The sequence below is a fragment of the Pseudocolwellia sp. G5-9 genome, from assembly GCF_055808995.1.
The window spans coordinates 4,037,494-4,054,021 of sequence record NZ_CM147893.1 but is presented as its reverse complement, the minus strand read 5'-3'; the positions used below and the strand labels follow the sequence as shown (position 1 = coordinate 4,054,021).

Sequence of the window (16,528 nt, the reverse complement as noted above, 5' to 3'; positions counted from 1 at the left end):
ACTATCTCCCCGCTTGTTGTTCAGATTCAATTTGCACAATAAGTGGCTCAAATTCATGACGCCAAATATTGGCATTTAAGGGGCCAGCGAAACGCTTACGAATAATATTGTTATGATCAATAACAAAAGTTTCAGGTGCGGCGTACACACCTAAATTAATACTTAACTTGCCTAATTCATCAAACAATGAAAACTGGTAAGGATTACCTAAAGCAGCTAACCATTTTTGAGCGGCTGCTCTTTCATCGTCATAATTCAAACCATAGATAGTAAAGCGATCAGTTTTAGAAAGTTTTAGTAAATACTCATGCTCAGCTCTGCACGACGGACACCACGTTCCCCATACATTAACCAATTTAATACCGGCTTTAAAATCTGCATTGGTTTTCAACGTTTTCTCATCGTTAACACCATATAACGAAAATTCAGGAAATTGCTGATTAACCAAAGCAGAAGGCAGTTCAGTCGGATTTAACGACAACCCGCGATATAAAACCACACCCAATACAACAAACAATATAAGAGGAATAAATCGAATTAACTTACCCATTACTCTGCTCCTGCTAAATTTGGTTTTGCACTCTGAATTTCGCTATTTTCTGAGCTCGAAGATTTTGTTTTCACTGTTTTTTTTCTACGATATCGTTTATCTAACATGGTAAGTACGCCACCTACTGCCATGAAAATAGCGCCTAACCAAATCCACCTTACAAAAGGTTTGTAATGTACGCGTACCGCCCAAGCATTATTTGGTAATGGATCACCCAGAGCAACATAAACGTCTCTAAACAAACCGGGATCTATTGCTGCCTCAGTCATTCCCATAGTTTGTACTAAATAAGTACGTCTTTCAGGCTGTAACAAGCTAACAAAGTCACCATTTTTATAAACCTCAATTTGGCCTTGCACCGCCGAGTAATTAGGACCTTTTACGTCTTTAACACCGTTAAATTTAACTTCGTATCCTGAAATAAGTGCACTTTCACCTTGTGACATTTTCACATTGGTTTCGGTTTCATAAGTAGAAACAAGCGTTACACCTACAATAGCGATAGCAATACCTTTATGGGCTAATGTCATACCAATTTGACTTAAGCTGATCCTAGATATTGATAATTTTCCATCTGGGCCTTTCGCTCTGTTGTATAAGTCTTTCAATACCACGAGCTCAACCCAACAGGCTAATGTAATCCCCATAGTGATCCAAGCATTAAACTCACCGGCATATAGGAAAGGAAAAGCTATACCAATAACAATACTAATAATTGATGGAGAAAATAATTGTTTACGTAATTCACCTTTTTTAGCTTTTTTCCATCGAATAAGCGGGCCAATACCCATAACAATAAAGAGTAAACTCATTATTGGAACAAATACCGCATTAAAATAAGGGGGCCCAACAGAAATTTTACCGTAACCTAAGGCATCAACGAGTAATGGGTATAAAGTACCGAGTAACACAGTAACAGCAGCAATAACAAGAATAACGTTACAAATAAGTAATGCTGTTTCTCTTGAATAAAAAGCAAAACGGCTAAAACTTGCAACGTTTGAAGCTCTTATAGCAAATAATGTTAAGGAGCCTCCAACAGCTATAGCTAATAACATGAGGATAAATAATCCACGCCCTGGATCTGCTGCAAACGAATGAACAGAGGTAATAACTCCAGAACGAACGATGAATGTTCCCAGCAAGCTTAAACTAAACGCAAAAATAGCTAATAAAACAGTCCAGTTTCTAAAAGCTCCTCGTTTTTCAGTAACCGCTAACGAATGAATAAGTGCCGTTCCCACTAACCAAGGCATAAATGAAGCGTTTTCAACTGGATCCCAAAACCACCATCCGCCCCAACCGAGTTCGTAATAAGCCCACCAACTACCTAAAGCAATACCACAAGTTAGGAAAACCCATGCTCCAACGGTCCAAGGTCTAGCCCATCGAGCCCAAGCCGCATCTAACTTACCGCACATTAAAGCCGCTACAGCAAAAGCAAAAGACACAGAGAAACCAACGTAGCCTAAATATAATAATGGCGGATGAATAATTAAACCAACGTCTTGTAATAAAGGATTTAAGTCACGCCCTTCTACAGGCACATTAGGCCATAAACGTTCAAATGGATTTGAAGTTAATAAAGTAAATACCGCAAAACCAACCACAACCATGCCTAACACAGCTAAAACGCGTGCAATAAACGCGTCTTCAATACCATCACTAAATTTAGCAACTGCGGCTGTCCAAGCGGCTAAAGAAAAAACCCAAAGCAATAATGAACCTTCATGCCCGCCCCACACCGCACTTATTTTAAAATAATAAGGCAAATGGCTATTTGAATGGCTTGCAATATAAAGTACGGAGAAGTCATCGGTTACAAAGCTATAACCCAAAGTAATAATACTAATAGCAATAAAAGCAAACATACCAAACGTTAGCGGTTTAGCATAAGTTATAAGCTGTTGGTGCTTAGTTGCTATGCCAACTAAAGGCACAATACTTAAACAAATAGCAAAGGCTAAACCAATTATGAGAGCGAAGTGCCCTAACTCAGGTATCATTTATTTCTCCGGATTTATCTTTCTTTCTCGATCTTTGCTGTAAAGTCGAATAAAGGTGGGGCTATTCAATTAATTTTTAATAACATTATTCATTTGAATGCGTATTTTAGAATGTATTTATCATTTTCAGGCACAAAAAGTGTAATAAGTTATGACAAATAGCCCATGCAATATATTATTTTTGAGTTTTTTTAAACCTAAAAATTGGCGTTATTCTAGCATCAACCCATATTATTAATCATTAAAGTTAGTGTGAATCTTCAATATTATTTCGAACTGTTGAATTACATGCCGATATAGTATGATAATGCGCATAAATCGAAGTTGTTCTATATCAATTTTAAAGTATAAACATTAGGTTATACTCGCTTCGTATAACGTTTTTTATTTGGATTTTTTCTTGCAAACAACTCATAAAACCACTTCAACTCCTTTGTTATCAGCCAAAATGCTGACATGCATTAGAGAGGATCGTATTTTATTTGAAGCGTTAAATATAAACGCTTATTCAGGTGATATTATTCAAGTTGAAGGCCCTAACGGAGCAGGAAAAACTAGCTTATTACGTATCTTATCGGGTTTATCTGTACCGTATGATGGTACTGTTTATTTTAATGAAAAAGACATTCAAAAAGTTCGTGAAGATTATCATCAAAACTTACTTTATCTAGGTCACCTTCCCGGTGTAAAAGGCGAAATGACGGCTCAAGAAAACCTAGCATTTAATCTGGCATTACAAGGTTTAAACCCTAACTTGGCAGAAGACACATTAAAAGACGTTAACTTATTAGGTTTTGAAGATTCTTTAGCTTCGCACCTAAGTGCAGGACAACATAGGCGTATTGCTCTAGCTCAATTATGGCAAACGAAAGCACCTATATGGATTTTAGATGAACCTTTTACCGCTATAGATAAAATTGGCGTAAAAGCATTAGAGTCACTATTTTTAACTCATGTTAATAAGGGAGGCTGTATTATTTTAACGACACATCAAGATTTAGCATTACCTAAAGAACGAGTAAAAAAACTCACGCTAGAATATCGTTTCTTCTAATGTTGTTTTTTATAATACATAGAACTGAGCAATGGCCCAATTAATGGCACAATCAATGGTAAATAACACTCAACATTTAAATAGCTTATCTTATCGTTCAGCGTTTATGCTGGTATTAAAACGAGATCTCACGATAGCGTTTAGACATAAAGACGACATTTTAAATCCTATCTTGTTTTTTGTTATTGTTATTACGCTTTTCCCTCTTGGAATTGGTCCTGAAATAAATACATTATCGCGTATAGCTCCTGGTATTATTTGGGTTGCAGCATTGTTATCAACACTTTTGTCATTAGATCGATTGTTTAAATCTGATTACAATGACGGTTCGTTAGAGCAAATGTTATTAAGCCCACACCCTATTTTTGTTTTAGTGTTAGCTAAAATTACCGCACATTGGTTATTAACCGGTTTACCTCTTATTTTTATTGCGCCTTTACTCGCCGTACTTTTACACCTAAACGAACACAGTTATGGTGCTTTAATGCTCACGCTTTTATTAGGCACACCGGTATTAAGTTTGATTGGCGCGATAGGCGTTGCGCTAACGGTAGGCATTAAAAAAGGTGGCGTGTTGTTAAGTTTATTAATCTTGCCTTTATATATTCCAGTATTAATTTTTGCAACGAGTGCAATTGATAGCGCGTCGATGAACTTACCTTTTACAGGGCAACTTGCTATAATTGCCGCGCTATTTTTTAGTACCCTTACCTTGGCACCATTTGCCGTATCATCAGCTTTAAAAGTGAGTACAAACTAACATGTGGAAATGGCTACACCCTTACGCAAACCCTGAAACCACTTACCACCTAACGGGTAGGTTAATTCCGTGGTTTAGCTATTTAACAATTGCCTTGCTTACTGTTGGTTTAATTTGGGCTTTGCTTTTTTCACCTGCAGATTATCAACAAGGTGATAGTTTCAGAATTTTCTATATTCATGTCCCCACCGCAACATTATCCATGGGAATATATGTTGGGATGGCCATTGCAGCATTATGCAGTATTGTTTGGCAGTTAAGGCTTGCTGATGCCTCTGCTGCTGCTTTAGCACCGATTGGCGCTGTGTTTACTTTTGTGTCTTTAGTTACTGGTGCGGCGTGGGGGAAACCTATGTGGGGTACTTGGTGGATTTGGGATGCTAGACTAACCTCTCAACTCATTTTATTATTTTTGTTTTTAGGTGTAATAGCACTTCATAACGCTTTTGAGGATAAAGGGTTAGCAGGTAAAGCCGCTGGCATATTAACCTTGGTAGGCGTTATCAATATTCCAATCATAAAGTACTCTGTTGAATGGTGGAATACATTACACCAAGGTGCAACAGTCAGTAAAATGGGCAAACCTTCTATGACAATAGATATGCTATGGCCATTTATATTTTGTTATATGGGCTTTATTTTTCTCATTATAGTGATAACGTGTATCCGCTTTAGAAGTGAGATTTTATCAAGAAACAGTATGCGCCCTTGGGTAAAAGAATTAGTACTCGCTGAAGGAGGTAAATAATGCAGTTTGAAAGTATTAGCGCCTTTTTTGATATGGGCGGTTACGGCTTTTACGTTTGGCTTTCATATGGTGTTGCCGCGTTAGCTATTTTATTACTTATTGTGTTTAGCAAACAAAAGCACCAACAAACTGTTCAGCATATTGCTCAACGTTATCTAAGAGAAATTAAGCGTAAAGAAGCAGCTAAATTGCAACAAAGCGCCCAAGAAAAAACTCAAAAAAATAAGCAAGAATCCCTATCCCCTTTAGCTGTATCCGAGGAAGAAAATGAATCCACGCCGTAAAAAACGTTTAACTATTGTCACTTCTATCCTAATAGGTTTAGGCGTTGTTTCAGGACTCGTGTTATATGCATTAAGTCAAAACATTGATCTGTTTTACAAACCTTCAGAAATTTATAATGGTAAAGAAGGTTCTGGTATCAAAGCGATCGATGGACAACGTTTAAGAATTGGTGGGTTAGTCGTACCTGGTAGCGTTAAAAGAGATGAGAATAGTTTAAAAATAGCGTTTAAATTAGCAGACATGAAAATGCCTATTACTTTTGATGAAAATGAACCTATGGTTACTGTAAAGTATGATGGAATATTGCCTGATCTATTCAGAGAAGGACAAGGTATTGTCGCAAATGGTGTATTGAATACTGATAGTTATGTCATTGAAGCCACAGAGGTGTTAGCTAAACATGATGAAAATTATATGCCTAAAGAACTAGAAGCTGACTCAACTACACCTCACACTGAATCTAAAGGTTATTAACCACTAAAAAAGGTAACTGTTATGGTTATATATTTACCATCACAATTACCTTTCATATTTTTAAAGATTAGGCGGTGTATTTTACTGACAAAATACGTTCACCTACTTTATTTAAAATCTCTATTTCACCATCACATACAGCAATAATAGATTTATTCTCTTTAAAGTTATTTGGAATAATAACCCTACCATTCATGTTTTCTTCAAAGGTTTTAACGTCATGTTTTAGCTCAAGCGATCCTTCAGTATAATATATTACAGTAACTTTTCGTTGAGATGGATGTGTCATTATTGTTCCTAATCTACTTAGCTGAATGAGTTACTTTTCAGCTATACAACTAATAAATATCTAGGCGAACATCCTTTTAGGTTATTTTAATTATAGACAAGTCTATAGTTTTGGATACATAGGCAGTTAAAAATTTGAACTTATAGTTAACTATTTTAATAAAAATTACTAGCAATAAATTGCATACAATTTAAAAATAAATAAAAAGCTATAAGACAATAACTTGAGGTTATTGGTTAAAAAAGATAAGAAGTGAAATTCAGGAATTTACGAAGCTCCATGAGTAATACCAATCGCAATAACCAATTGATCATTTGTACTCGTTTAAATGGTCAATTCATTAATGCGTTTGGTATAAAAATTAATTATTCAGTAAAATGAATATTGATAGTAGGGGTAACATAGAAGTTGATTGATGAGCTGTAATTAATAACTAAAAAGGAGCGAAATATCAGCTCCTTTATTTCTTAAAAAATGTATGCAAATCCCAGTAATAAAATCACTACTTTATACGACGAAAAATTCGTCCCATAGCAAATATTTATTTCAGCGCTTCATCAAGGGGCATGAAACGCAGTAGTGAGACTAATATTAATCTAAAATTTAAGAATCAGGATCCATTCCCTGTTTTATTTTTTCTATTCTCTCAATATGCTTATGATGTGCTTTAAAAGCAGAAAGACTAAACGCACCTACAATTGCAATAATTGGAATTAAAAGCGATAAAATCGCAGGGTCTATAATATTATTAATCCAATCCATCGAATAACTCCTTGGTATATTCTATTCTTCGAAATATGTACCCCAACCATCATAGTCCACTTTACACTGCTTAGCTAACTGATACATAATTTTAGTCTCATCTGAAATGATATCTACCTCAAGAGGTTGTTCTGTAATAATATCAAAGGCAAATACCTTTTCACCACTGTCAGTTTCTGCTTCTTCAGGCTCTTCTACATCATACCCTTTCTTAAAAGCTGTTACCGCTGCAGCTTCTAACAACTCAAAATTTGCACTAGAAAAATGATGTTCAATAGTATGATCTACGTCTTCATTTGTTTCGTCTGCAATAAGATCTGCAATTAAGTTTTCAGTATGGGTTAACCATTGTTGTAATTCATCTTCAATCATTATTTAGTCTCATTGCTATAACTGTGTTGTACTTCTTCGTTCAGTTCATTAAATTTTTCAGTGATCATTAGCTGGGCTTTTTGAGTTACAGATTTGATACTCTCGCTATTTTGTGTATTTATGTGAATAGGTTCTAAAAATTGAATTATTATTTTTCCGTTATTCCAGCGGTTCAATTTTATATCAGCCGAACTACTTGCACAAATAGGAACAATAGGAACATTGGCTTGTTGTGCTGTTCTAAAAGCCCCTGTTTTAAAAGGTAAAATACCTTTACCATAACTACGAGTACCTTCGGGGAAAAGCCAAACAGATAGTCCGTCTGCATTAATTTTACTCGCCGTTTGTGCAATAGTATTTTTAGCTTTATTACTATTTTTACGATCTATTAGAATGTTACCTGTTAACCAATACATTTGTCCAAAAAAAGGCATCCATATAAGGCTTTTTTTGCCAACACTTACCGTATTTGGCCTAACAGCACCTGCTAACGTAAACATATCCCAAGTATTCTGGTGATTACAAATATACACCACAGAATCAATATGCTTAACTGACTCTGGGATCCTAACTTCAACCTCTACACCTAATAATGTTGTAACTTTAGCTAAGTAACGACAAGTTAAATGTGCATTATTTTTATGGAAAGGTCTAAATAAGCAAAAAATACAAGAAACAACACATATAAAAACCAAAGCAATGGTTACTAATAATATTCGAAAAAACGCTAACAAAGTTACATCTCACATAAAATTTATGGGCGCTAGTATAACCCTTAACTAATCCAAATAGTGAATTAGTTAATAACACTATTTTCGCAAGAGTATTAACAGTAATAAATTTACGCTTTTTGGCTAGAAGCATATCAATGTTAAGGAGTACATAGCTTCGTTTATAATGTATATAAAAAATGCCCATAAGAATCACTTATGAGCATTAAAATTATAACCAACCATTTAGTTTTTAAAAAAGTTCATCTTCTATATCAAACAAGGTATGACTTCCCGCTTTTATTGATTCAATAAGTGATGCTCTTCGAGGCAGTAGTTTTGCAAAATAATATTGTGCGGTTTTAATTTTGCTTTGGTAAAAACTATCGCCAGAACTTTCTTTATTAAAAGCCTCTTCCGCCATTTTAGCCCAAATGAAAGCCATTGCTGTATAACCAAACACATGTAAATAATCGTTTGCTGCTGTACCTAATTCTTCAGGATTTTTATGTGCGGCACTTAAAACATAATGAGTGAGTTCTTCTAATTCATCAATTGATGTTGAAAGCGGTGCAATAAATTGATTCATGTTTTCATGCTTAGTCGCGTTAATATAATCCCTTACCTCTTGAAGGAAGATCTTCATTAGCTCACCTTTACTACCTGCAACTTTACGAGCGAGTAAATCCATAGCTTGCACGCCGTTTGTTCCTTCGTATATTTGAGCAATACGAGTATCACGAACTAGTTGCTCCTGCCCCCATTCACGAATAAAACCATGGCCACCAAATACTTGCTGACCCGCAACTGTACTATCAAATCCCATGTCAGTGAAAAAAGCTTTGGCAAGAGGTGTCATTAACGCCGCTAACGCTTCACCTTTTTTCTGCGGCTCTCCTTCACCGTATGTTGATATATCTAATTGCATTGAAATGTAAGTTGATAAAGCTCTTGAGCCTTCAGTTAATGCTTTCATATTTAATAGCATTCTGCGCACATCACCATGAACCATAATTGAATCAGCTACGCCATCAGGGTTTTTAACACCCGTTAATGAACGACCTTGCAAACGATCTTTAGCGTATTCAAGAGCATTTTGATAAGACTTAGCTGCAGCTCCTATACCTTGAATACCAACGCCAATGCGTTCAAAGTTCATCATGGTAAACATGCAATTTAAGCCTTTATTGATTTCGCCAATAAGATAACCTTCAGCTTCGTCAAAGTTCATTACACAGGTAGCGGAAGCATGAATACCCATTTTATGCTCAATAGAACCACAAGTTACATTATTCGCTTCACCTAAGGTTTCATCATCATTCACCTTAAATTTAGGCACTAAGAAAAGAGAAATACCTTTAGGTCCTGCTGGTGCATCTGGTAACTTAGCTAAGACAAGGTGAATAATATTTTCAGCTAAATCATGCTCACCCGCGCTAATAAATATTTTATTACCTGTGATTTTATAGCTACCATTATCTTGAGGTATTGCTTTGGTTCTAATTAAACCTAAATCGGTACCTGAATGAGATTCAGTTAAACACATTGTTGCGGTCCAATCACCGGAATACATACGTGTTAAATATTTTTCCTTCAACTCCTCACTACCATGCTTAGCCAACGATAAACCCGCGCCAGCAGTAAGTCCTGGATATAATGAAAAAGATATGTCGGCTGAGCACAGCATTTCTTCGTGGAAAGCTGTTACAACTTTAGGCATTCCCATGCCTCCATAGTTGACATCACCACCTAAGGCAGTCCATCCACCCGCTACGTATGTTGCAAAGGCTTCTTTGTAACCTGGAACCGTTGTTACTGTGCCATTATTAAAATTAACACCTGTTTCATCGCCTATTCGTGAAAGTGGAGCAATTTCTTGTTCTGCTATTTTTGCGCATTCTTGTAATATTGCTTCAGTTGTTTCACGATCTACATGATCAGCTAATTTAGGCAAGTTTTGCCATAACGTTTCTGACTTAAATACATCAAACAACAAAAAATTCATATCTTTTAAAGGTACTTGGTAATCAGCCACAATCATCTCCGAAAATAAAACGTTTTTTATAATTAATCGCAATATTTAAACAAGCAATTAAAACACCTGTTTTAATACTACGCCAAATATTTATTAAAAGCAAAGTACACTTCACGTGATATAACGACTTGCTTAGCATCACAACAAGTGCTTAAATTAATGATAAATAGCGTTATGAGTAAACATGTACGATGAGTAACCCCAAGCAACTGTTTATATTAATATTATTATGTTGTGTTACTTATAACGCTGCAGCAAAACAACTTCATTTCAGTAAAGTAGAAAAAGGTGATTTTTACCAATTTAATTATCAATGGGAAGATCATCAGAAAAAAGCGCAATCTATAGTCTTTTCGTTAGAGAAGGCAGCCCTATTCAATAAGTTTAGAAACTTCCGTACCTATAAACCTAAATTAGCTGCACGGCAAATTAGTAATAAAATCATGAGGTATTTGAATAAAAACCCTATTGCAAACATTCAAATTAATTATGATAAGAAAGCAGGAAGCATTACCGTTAAAGGCAGCGACCTAGCATTAGTGAATGATACCGAAGAAAAAATATTAACTTTGCATAGTGAGTTTACTCAACAATACCTACAAGCTAATTGGTATCACACCTTTACAACTTACGATAATATACAAGCAATAAAACCTGATCATGTAACCTTTGCCTCGTTATCAGCTGATGACTTGAAACCAATGAAACCGTTAATTTTAGAAACGGTTTCTATACAAAACATTCGTAAAGCAACAGATCATGTTTTGGCTTTTGTACAAAATATTCCTTATTCAACACTAAACTCAAGAGTTGAATCTTCCGGTTCAGGTTTTAATCCCCCCTTAAAGCTATTGTGGGAAAACCAAGGAGATTGCGATAGTAAAGTGACTCTCACAGCAGCTATATTAAGATCCCTCATGCCAAGAATAAAAATGGTGTTAATTTTTATCGATAACCATGCGTTAATTGGCATAGATGTATTGGCAAGAGAAGATGAAGTAACAATAACGTTAGACGGCACAACCTATCTTTTAGCTGAACCAACAGGGCCAGCATTGTTACCTTTAGGTACATTAAATCAAACGTCAGAATTAGCGATAATACAAGGGCAATATACTGCTGAGAAGTTTCATTAATGAATGCTTAAAAAAGCCTGTTCAGCTAACTCAAAATCTTGAATAGTATCAATATCTATAGATTCTGCTTGATTCATGACATATGGAATTGATGTATCATTATAAAACTTAGATAAATCATTCGTCGGCAGTATATATATAGCTCCATTAGGCATATAGATGGCAGCATTTTTTTGTCGAGCATGATGCGTTTTTATTTGTTCACTGTTATCAACAAAGTGCGCATAACCCTGCTTATCACCTTTCATGATCCATGCATATTTTTGTTCCAGTTGATAACACGAAAAAAGACGTAACTCTTCGTTATCACGCAATGTATAAAGCTCAATGGCTTCGTCAATATGCTTACATGTTCTTAACGGTGACGTCGCTTGCAGATTTAGTGCTATATTAAACTCTCCATGTAATGTTTTTATTTGTTCATAAGCGTGTTGTAGAGCTTCAGCTAAAGAGGAATCATCATTTGATAAGTGTTCAGGTCTATCAATAACTTCTGCACCATATTGTTTAGCAATTTCAGCGTACTTTTTACTATCAGTAGAGACAAACACTTTATCAATATATTGAGAGTTTAGTGCAGCTTCAATCGTCCATGCCATTAAGGGTTTACCATGAAACATTTTAATGTTTTTATCGACCAAACCTTTTGAGCCACTTCTAGCACCAATAAAAGCAAATAAACGTTTCTTTAGTATCATTAAAACTTATCTCTTACATCTATTTGTGCTTGATTAAAGTCGTTCATTTTTCCAATATCTAACCAATATTCATGAATAGGAAAAATAGAAACTTTGTGGTTTTCTGCTATTTTTTGCTCTATTAATGTAGGCATGTCAATGATTTGGTTTTTTTCAACTTGCGCAATTAATTCAGGATTAATTACGTAGATGCCCGCATTAATAAAATGTCGTTGAAGTGGCTTTTCTACCATGCTGACCACTTGATTTCCAACAGACTCTACGACTCCATAAGGCACTTGATATTCATATTCAGTTACACACATAGTCGCCAAAGATTTTTGATCTAAGTGGTATGAAAGTAAATGTTCAAAATCAACTTTAGTAAGTAAGTCACCATTCATCATAATGACAGGTAATTTGGGCATACTATCAGGCAATAACCCTAAAGCTCCTGCTGTACCTAAAGGAGATTCCTCATAAACATATTCAATATTGACTCCCCAATCAGAGCCATCACCAAAGTGTTCTTTTATTTTTTCAGATAGGAAGTGTGTAGAGATATAAAAATTATGAAAACCTGAATTGACAAAATTTTCTATAATCGTTTCTAAAATAGGTTTTCCACCCAATTTCAGTAATGGCTTTGGGCAATCATTAGTTAATGGGCGCAATCTGGTACCAAAACCTCCCGCCATTAAAAATATAGGGTTTTCATAAGTCGGTTTATAAACAATTTTTTCTAATGTTTCTAAACCAACTAATTTATTATTTTTAATTAAAGGAATAGCAATGAGGGAATTTTTTTTCATTAACGATAACAAGCGTGCTTTTGTCGTATTTACGTCAGCAACTAAAGGGCTTTTATTCATAACATCGATAATGGCTGTATCCATACTTTGATGTCGAATTAATGCCCGCCTGATATCTCCATCGGTTACAACACCTAACAAGGTTTCATCTGAATCAACAACTAGCGCTAATTTTAATGCACCAAGATCAATAACTTTAATGGTTTCTTCCATCGTTGTAGAAGGTGGAACTAAGATGTTTTTCCAAAGTTGAGTCATATAACCTCTTTATCAATGTTTATCATAAACACGCTAAACCAATTTACAGTCATAACGAGTTAGTTATACCAATATCAATCATTGAACAGGTATTATTCCACTGATTTTAATAAATATTTTAAGTATAGCGCTGAAAATAAAACACGGTATACATTTATTCTATTTATTAAGCATTTTTTATACCTAGAGTGATGAAGATTTTAGAGGAAAATTTATAAAAAACGACTCAGATTAATAAGTCGCCTATTTCATAATCTTTTGTAGCAAGCGTATTAAGTAAATCCCAATATTCATATGGTGATTTACCAGAACCTGGACGTTTAATATGAATATTTTCAGGTGTTAATTTATCCCCTTGCTTAATACGTTGCCCAGCAACTAAGCTTTTCCTCGCGACTAGCTTATTTTTTAGCTCTGAAGTTGTGGCTTCTTTAATTCCTGTTCCCATCGCTTGTTCTACTAGTCGAATAGCGTCTACCATTGTTTTTAGTTCAGTGGGATCTAACGATGCTTTATGATCAGGACCTGGCAAATTTTTATCCGTCGTGAAATGTTTTTCAATAACGCACGCACCATTAGCCACAGCCGCAATAGGCACGACAATTCCTTCGCTATGATCAGAATAGCCCACCTTAACTGAAAACGAGTCTTTAAGTGTATTCATAGCATGCAAATTAATATCTTTAGGGGCGGCAGGATAATCAGTCGTGCAATGTAATAAGGTAACGTGTTGATTTAATAGTCGTTGACCTTGTTCTGATGCAAAGGCTTGTTTAAAAGCTTTCTCACTCGGCGTATTATCTAATGTATTATTTTCAACATTACAAAGCCCGAATGCTACTACGCTTAATGCTTTAGCAACTTCATCTAAACTACACATACCGGTTGAAATTATAAGCGGCTTCCCACTATGAGCATGCGCTAATACAAAAGGAGCATTAGTCACTTCGCCAGAAGGTATTTTTAACATAGGTAATTTTAAAACATTGATTAAGAAATCTAAGCTTTCAAAATCAAATGCTGTTGAAAGAAAAGTAATGTTTTTTTGTTGGCAATACTCAACCAATTTAACATGGATATCAAAACCTAATTCTAACTTTTTCAACATAGCAAATTGAGAGTTTTCTTTAACACCATTTTCTTTTTGGTAATCAGCTAAACTAGCTGTTTTCGTTACTAAGTTATGAGCTTTAAATGTTTGAAATTTAACGCAGTCAGCACCAGCTGCGACTGCTTGATCAACAAGTTCAAAAGCACGGTGTTCATCACCATTATGATTCACACCGGCTTCAGCAATAATTAAAACCTTACTTGTTTCCATTAATTCATCTCTTTCAATAACATTGATTCACTCAAAGCTTAACTAACACAATTAAAAGCCACTATCTAATTCCAAGAAAACATCATCAGTTAAGGTCATAAAAAACTTTTTGTGTATGCTGTACTAATTCACAGTCAACCAATTGCTGTACTATTTTTTCAGATGCTTGACCATTTCCATACGGATTAATAACATGATCTAATGTACTTTGAATTTTTTCAGATAGTGCATATTGAATAGCCTGATAAATAGAGCTTTCATCACCTTTGCAGTGAATAACACTTTCAGCTGATAACCGCCCTTTTTGCCTATCGCCAATATTTACTGTTGCGACTTTGCACGAAGGAGCCTCAATAATTCCACTTGAAGAATTACCTATTACCAAACTAGCAAGTTTCATGGCAGATAAGTAACGTAATTGCCCCATGGATTCGAGCAAGAATGTACGTTTGGGATTTATTTGCTGATATGCTTTTAATATTTCAATTAAATTACGCCCGTAGGTGTCAGCATTAGGATAAGTAAAAATCACTTGGTATTGAGGAAATTTATCTAAAGCACTCAGTAAACATTTTAGTTCTTCATCGGCTTTATCTGCCAATAAAGTGACGGGATGATAGGTAATTAAAAAGAATGGATGACTTAATTGAATTTGTAATGAGCTAGCGAGTTCATCCAACTCCATTAACGTTAGTTTGTTAATGTTATCTATTCCTGGAGCTCCCATATTAAATACATTTTGGGGTTGCTCTCCTAATTGAATGACTCTTTTACGATAAATTTCGGTTGAGGTAAAATGTAAATAAGACATTTTTGTAATAGCGTGACGAACAGAATCATCAATGACACCTTGAGTTATTTCTCCGCCATGAATATGGGCAATAGGAATAGCGGCAATCATTGCCGCTTGGGCAATGGCCAAAGCTTCAAATCTGTCCCCTAAAATAACAACAACATCTGGTTTATTTCGTGCAAAGCTCTCTGCTGCACTTATTACTGCTAATCCTAAAGACTTTGAAATACCCACAGGACTGTCTGAAGATAGTAAGAACTCAAGTTTATCTGTTATATCAAAACCATCTTTTTCAATTTGATTAACCGTGTAACCAAACTCAGAAGAAAGATGCATTCCACCAACTAATAGTTGTAACTCAGCATGTTTTGAGGCTGAGATCCCTTTAAGGATCCAATAGAGTAAACCATATTCAGCACGCGTTCCGGTAAATACTGCTATTTTTTTATTACTCACTCGTATAAAGCCTTTTAAGAATTAATGATGACTACTGACTACACGTTATAAATATTATGCTTATATTTTTTCAAATTATCTGGATTTGAAAACCACTCAATTGTAGCCTCTAAACCTTGTTCAATATTATATGACGGTTTAAATCCTGTAAGTTTAATCATTTCACTATTATCACACCACAACCTAAACACTTCAGACTTATCAGGCCTTAGTCTTTGATCATCAAGAATAAAGGCAACGTCACTCTTCATTATTTTTTTAATTAAATTTAACGTATCGCCAACGCTAATTTCAAAGTTAGATCCAATATTTAAAGTTTTACCAATCGTATTATCTGATCGTGCTAAAGCCAAAAATCCACGGCAAGTATCTTCAACATAATTAAAATCGCGAGTAGGTGAAACATCACCTAACTTAATAGATTTAACATCATTTGCTATTTGAGTAATGATAGTTGGAATAACAGCACGTGCAGATTGCCTCGGACCATAAGTGTTAAATGGTCGAGCAATAGTCAAAGGTAAATCAAAAGCATTAAAATAACTCATTGCCATAGCATCCGCACCAATTTTAGAAGCACTGTAGGGGGATTGAGCTTGTAACGGATGTTTCTCGTCGATGGGTACATAATGCGCCGTACCATAAACTTCGCTCGTCGATGTATGAATGACTCGTTCAACATTATTATCTTTACAGGCTTGGCATATATTTAAGGTGCCTGTAACGTTTGTTTCAACATAGCTTTGGGGGGCCACATAAGAATAAGGAATAGCAATTAAAGCCGCTAAATGAAAAACAATATCTACATTTTTAGTGATTGCTTGGCAAAAGCTAGGATCTCTAACATCTCCGGAAATAACCTCTATTTGATTAATACAAGAAAGTCCGTCTAACCATCCCCAAGAAGTAAAAGAGTTATATTGAACAAGCGCTTTGACTTTATACCCTTCTTTAACCAGTAATTCGGTTAAATGAGAGCCAATAAACCCATCAGCCCCCGTAATTAATACAGTTTTATTATTCATAGATA

At 35.2% G+C, this 16,528-nt stretch carries 18 protein-coding genes; 6 read left to right on the top strand and 12 right to left on the bottom strand.

What is annotated here, in order from left to right:
• Window position 1: 1 nt before the first annotated feature.
• Window positions 2-550, bottom strand: coding sequence for a DsbE family thiol:disulfide interchange protein (locus AC0L5Q_RS17580; RefSeq protein ID WP_473612295.1), 549 nt, complete (start codon window positions 548-550; stop codon window positions 2-4).
• Window positions 550-2,556 (bottom strand): heme lyase CcmF/NrfE family subunit, encoded by a 2,007-nt coding sequence (locus AC0L5Q_RS17575; protein ID WP_473612292.1) that lies wholly within the window; start codon window positions 2,554-2,556, stop codon window positions 550-552. The genes AC0L5Q_RS17580 and AC0L5Q_RS17575 overlap by 1 nt, the downstream gene beginning before the upstream one ends.
• Window positions 2,557-2,956: 400 nt before the next feature.
• Here AC0L5Q_RS17575 and ccmA point away from each other — a divergent pair, with 400 nt between their 5' ends.
• Genes ccmA through ccmE form a run of 5 tightly spaced genes read left to right on the top strand, consistent with a single transcriptional unit; the run spans window position 2,957 to window position 5,877 of the window.
• Window positions 2,957-3,610 carry a cytochrome c biogenesis heme-transporting ATPase CcmA gene (gene ccmA, locus AC0L5Q_RS17570; RefSeq protein WP_473612288.1) on the top strand — a complete coding sequence of 218 codons (654 nt, stop codon included), beginning with the start codon at window positions 2,957-2,959 and terminating at the stop codon, window positions 3,608-3,610.
• A gap of 55 nt (window positions 3,611-3,665) precedes the next feature.
• Window positions 3,666-4,370, top strand: a complete 705-nt coding sequence (gene ccmB, locus AC0L5Q_RS17565; protein WP_473618328.1) for a heme exporter protein CcmB — start codon at window positions 3,666-3,668, stop codon at window positions 4,368-4,370.
• Between the two features lies 1 nt (window position 4,371).
• Entirely contained in the window at window positions 4,372-5,118 is a 747-nt protein-coding gene (locus AC0L5Q_RS17560) for a heme ABC transporter permease (RefSeq protein ID WP_473612285.1), read from the top strand.
• Window positions 5,118-5,402, top strand: a complete 285-nt coding sequence (gene ccmD / locus AC0L5Q_RS17555; RefSeq protein ID WP_473612283.1) for a heme exporter protein CcmD — start codon at window positions 5,118-5,120, stop codon at window positions 5,400-5,402. Before AC0L5Q_RS17560 ends, ccmD begins: the two co-directional genes overlap by 1 nt.
• The gene (gene ccmE, locus AC0L5Q_RS17550) at window positions 5,386-5,877 is read left to right on the top strand and encodes a cytochrome c maturation protein CcmE (RefSeq protein WP_473612281.1); all 492 of its coding nucleotides are present in this window, start codon (window positions 5,386-5,388) and stop codon (window positions 5,875-5,877) included. The genes ccmD and ccmE overlap by 17 nt, the downstream gene beginning before the upstream one ends.
• A gap of 67 nt (window positions 5,878-5,944) precedes the next feature.
• Here ccmE and AC0L5Q_RS17545 read toward each other — a convergent pair whose 3' ends face one another.
• The 5 genes from AC0L5Q_RS17545 to AC0L5Q_RS17525 form a co-directional block, all read right to left on the bottom strand.
• On the bottom strand, window positions 5,945-6,166 hold the full coding sequence (locus AC0L5Q_RS17545; protein WP_473612278.1) for a TIGR02922 family protein: 222 nt from the start codon (window positions 6,164-6,166) through the stop codon (window positions 5,945-5,947).
• A gap of 603 nt (window positions 6,167-6,769) precedes the next feature.
• Window positions 6,770-6,928 carry a hypothetical protein gene (locus AC0L5Q_RS17540; protein ID WP_473612275.1) on the bottom strand — a complete coding sequence of 53 codons (159 nt, stop codon included), beginning with the start codon at window positions 6,926-6,928 and terminating at the stop codon, window positions 6,770-6,772.
• 21 nt (window positions 6,929-6,949) lie between these two features.
• Window positions 6,950-7,300, bottom strand: coding sequence for a ribonuclease E inhibitor RraB (gene rraB / locus AC0L5Q_RS17535; RefSeq protein ID WP_473612271.1), 351 nt, complete (start codon window positions 7,298-7,300; stop codon window positions 6,950-6,952).
• Entirely contained in the window at window positions 7,300-8,034 is a 735-nt protein-coding gene (locus AC0L5Q_RS17530) for a 1-acylglycerol-3-phosphate O-acyltransferase (protein ID WP_473612268.1), read from the bottom strand. The genes rraB and AC0L5Q_RS17530 overlap by 1 nt, the downstream gene beginning before the upstream one ends.
• Window positions 8,035-8,263: 229 nt before the next feature.
• Window positions 8,264-10,051: an acyl-CoA dehydrogenase C-terminal domain-containing protein gene (locus AC0L5Q_RS17525; protein ID WP_473618327.1), complete on the bottom strand. Its 1,788-nt coding sequence runs from the start codon at window positions 10,049-10,051 to the stop codon at window positions 8,264-8,266.
• Between the two features lie 185 nt (window positions 10,052-10,236).
• Between AC0L5Q_RS17525 and AC0L5Q_RS17520 the strand changes: the two genes are divergently transcribed.
• Window positions 10,237-11,181 (top strand): hypothetical protein, encoded by a 945-nt coding sequence (locus tag AC0L5Q_RS17520; RefSeq protein WP_473612265.1) that lies wholly within the window; start codon window positions 10,237-10,239, stop codon window positions 11,179-11,181.
• On the opposite strand, the gene AC0L5Q_RS17515 is transcribed toward AC0L5Q_RS17520, so the two are convergent.
• From AC0L5Q_RS17515 to AC0L5Q_RS17495, 5 genes are all read right to left on the bottom strand, one after another.
• Window positions 11,178-11,879: an acylneuraminate cytidylyltransferase family protein gene (locus AC0L5Q_RS17515; RefSeq protein ID WP_473612262.1), complete on the bottom strand. Its 702-nt coding sequence runs from the start codon at window positions 11,877-11,879 to the stop codon at window positions 11,178-11,180. The genes AC0L5Q_RS17520 and AC0L5Q_RS17515 overlap by 4 nt on opposite strands.
• Window positions 11,879-12,928 (bottom strand): nucleotidyltransferase family protein, encoded by a 1,050-nt coding sequence (locus AC0L5Q_RS17510; protein WP_473612258.1) that lies wholly within the window; start codon window positions 12,926-12,928, stop codon window positions 11,879-11,881. The genes AC0L5Q_RS17515 and AC0L5Q_RS17510 overlap by 1 nt, the downstream gene beginning before the upstream one ends.
• A gap of 226 nt (window positions 12,929-13,154) precedes the next feature.
• On the bottom strand, window positions 13,155-14,249 hold the full coding sequence (gene neuB, locus AC0L5Q_RS17505; RefSeq protein ID WP_473612255.1) for an N-acetylneuraminate synthase: 1,095 nt from the start codon (window positions 14,247-14,249) through the stop codon (window positions 13,155-13,157).
• Window positions 14,250-14,334: 85 nt separating this feature from the next.
• Window positions 14,335-15,498 (bottom strand): UDP-N-acetylglucosamine 2-epimerase, encoded by a 1,164-nt coding sequence (gene neuC / locus AC0L5Q_RS17500; protein WP_473612252.1) that lies wholly within the window; start codon window positions 15,496-15,498, stop codon window positions 14,335-14,337.
• Between the two features lie 38 nt (window positions 15,499-15,536).
• On the bottom strand, window positions 15,537-16,523 hold the full coding sequence (locus AC0L5Q_RS17495; RefSeq protein ID WP_473612249.1) for an NAD-dependent 4,6-dehydratase LegB: 987 nt from the start codon (window positions 16,521-16,523) through the stop codon (window positions 15,537-15,539).
• Window positions 16,524-16,528: the final 5 nt, after the last annotated feature.

Bases quoted from the DNA above. Each gene is read 5' to 3' on its own strand.
- AC0L5Q_RS17495 (WP_473612249.1), bottom strand. From the start codon at position 16,523: ATGAATAATAAAACTGTATTAATTACGGGGGCTGATGGGTTTATTGGC.
- neuB (WP_473612255.1), bottom strand. From the start codon at position 14,249: ATGGAAACAAGTAAGGTTTTAATTATTGCTGAAGCCGGTGTGAATCAT.
- ccmE (WP_473612281.1), top strand. From the start codon at position 5,386: ATGAATCCACGCCGTAAAAAACGTTTAACTATTGTCACTTCTATCCTA.
- ccmB (WP_473618328.1), top strand. From the start codon at position 3,666: ATGGTAAATAACACTCAACATTTAAATAGCTTATCTTATCGTTCAGCG.
- ccmD (WP_473612283.1), top strand. From the start codon at position 5,118: ATGCAGTTTGAAAGTATTAGCGCCTTTTTTGATATGGGCGGTTACGGC.
- rraB (WP_473612271.1), bottom strand. From the start codon at position 7,300: ATGATTGAAGATGAATTACAACAATGGTTAACCCATACTGAAAACTTA.
- AC0L5Q_RS17520 (WP_473612265.1), top strand. From the start codon at position 10,237: ATGAGTAACCCCAAGCAACTGTTTATATTAATATTATTATGTTGTGTT.
- AC0L5Q_RS17540 (WP_473612275.1), bottom strand. From the start codon at position 6,928: ATGGATTGGATTAATAATATTATAGACCCTGCGATTTTATCGCTTTTA.
- AC0L5Q_RS17560 (WP_473612285.1), top strand. From the start codon at position 4,372: ATGTGGAAATGGCTACACCCTTACGCAAACCCTGAAACCACTTACCAC.
- AC0L5Q_RS17510 (WP_473612258.1), bottom strand. From the start codon at position 12,928: ATGACTCAACTTTGGAAAAACATCTTAGTTCCACCTTCTACAACGATG.
- AC0L5Q_RS17580 (WP_473612295.1), bottom strand. From the start codon at position 550: ATGGGTAAGTTAATTCGATTTATTCCTCTTATATTGTTTGTTGTATTG.
- AC0L5Q_RS17515 (WP_473612262.1), bottom strand. From the start codon at position 11,879: ATGATACTAAAGAAACGTTTATTTGCTTTTATTGGTGCTAGAAGTGGC.
- AC0L5Q_RS17575 (WP_473612292.1), bottom strand. From the start codon at position 2,556: ATGATACCTGAGTTAGGGCACTTCGCTCTCATAATTGGTTTAGCCTTT.
- AC0L5Q_RS17545 (WP_473612278.1), bottom strand. From the start codon at position 6,166: ATGACACATCCATCTCAACGAAAAGTTACTGTAATATATTATACTGAA.
- AC0L5Q_RS17525 (WP_473618327.1), bottom strand. From the start codon at position 10,051: ATGATTGTGGCTGATTACCAAGTACCTTTAAAAGATATGAATTTTTTG.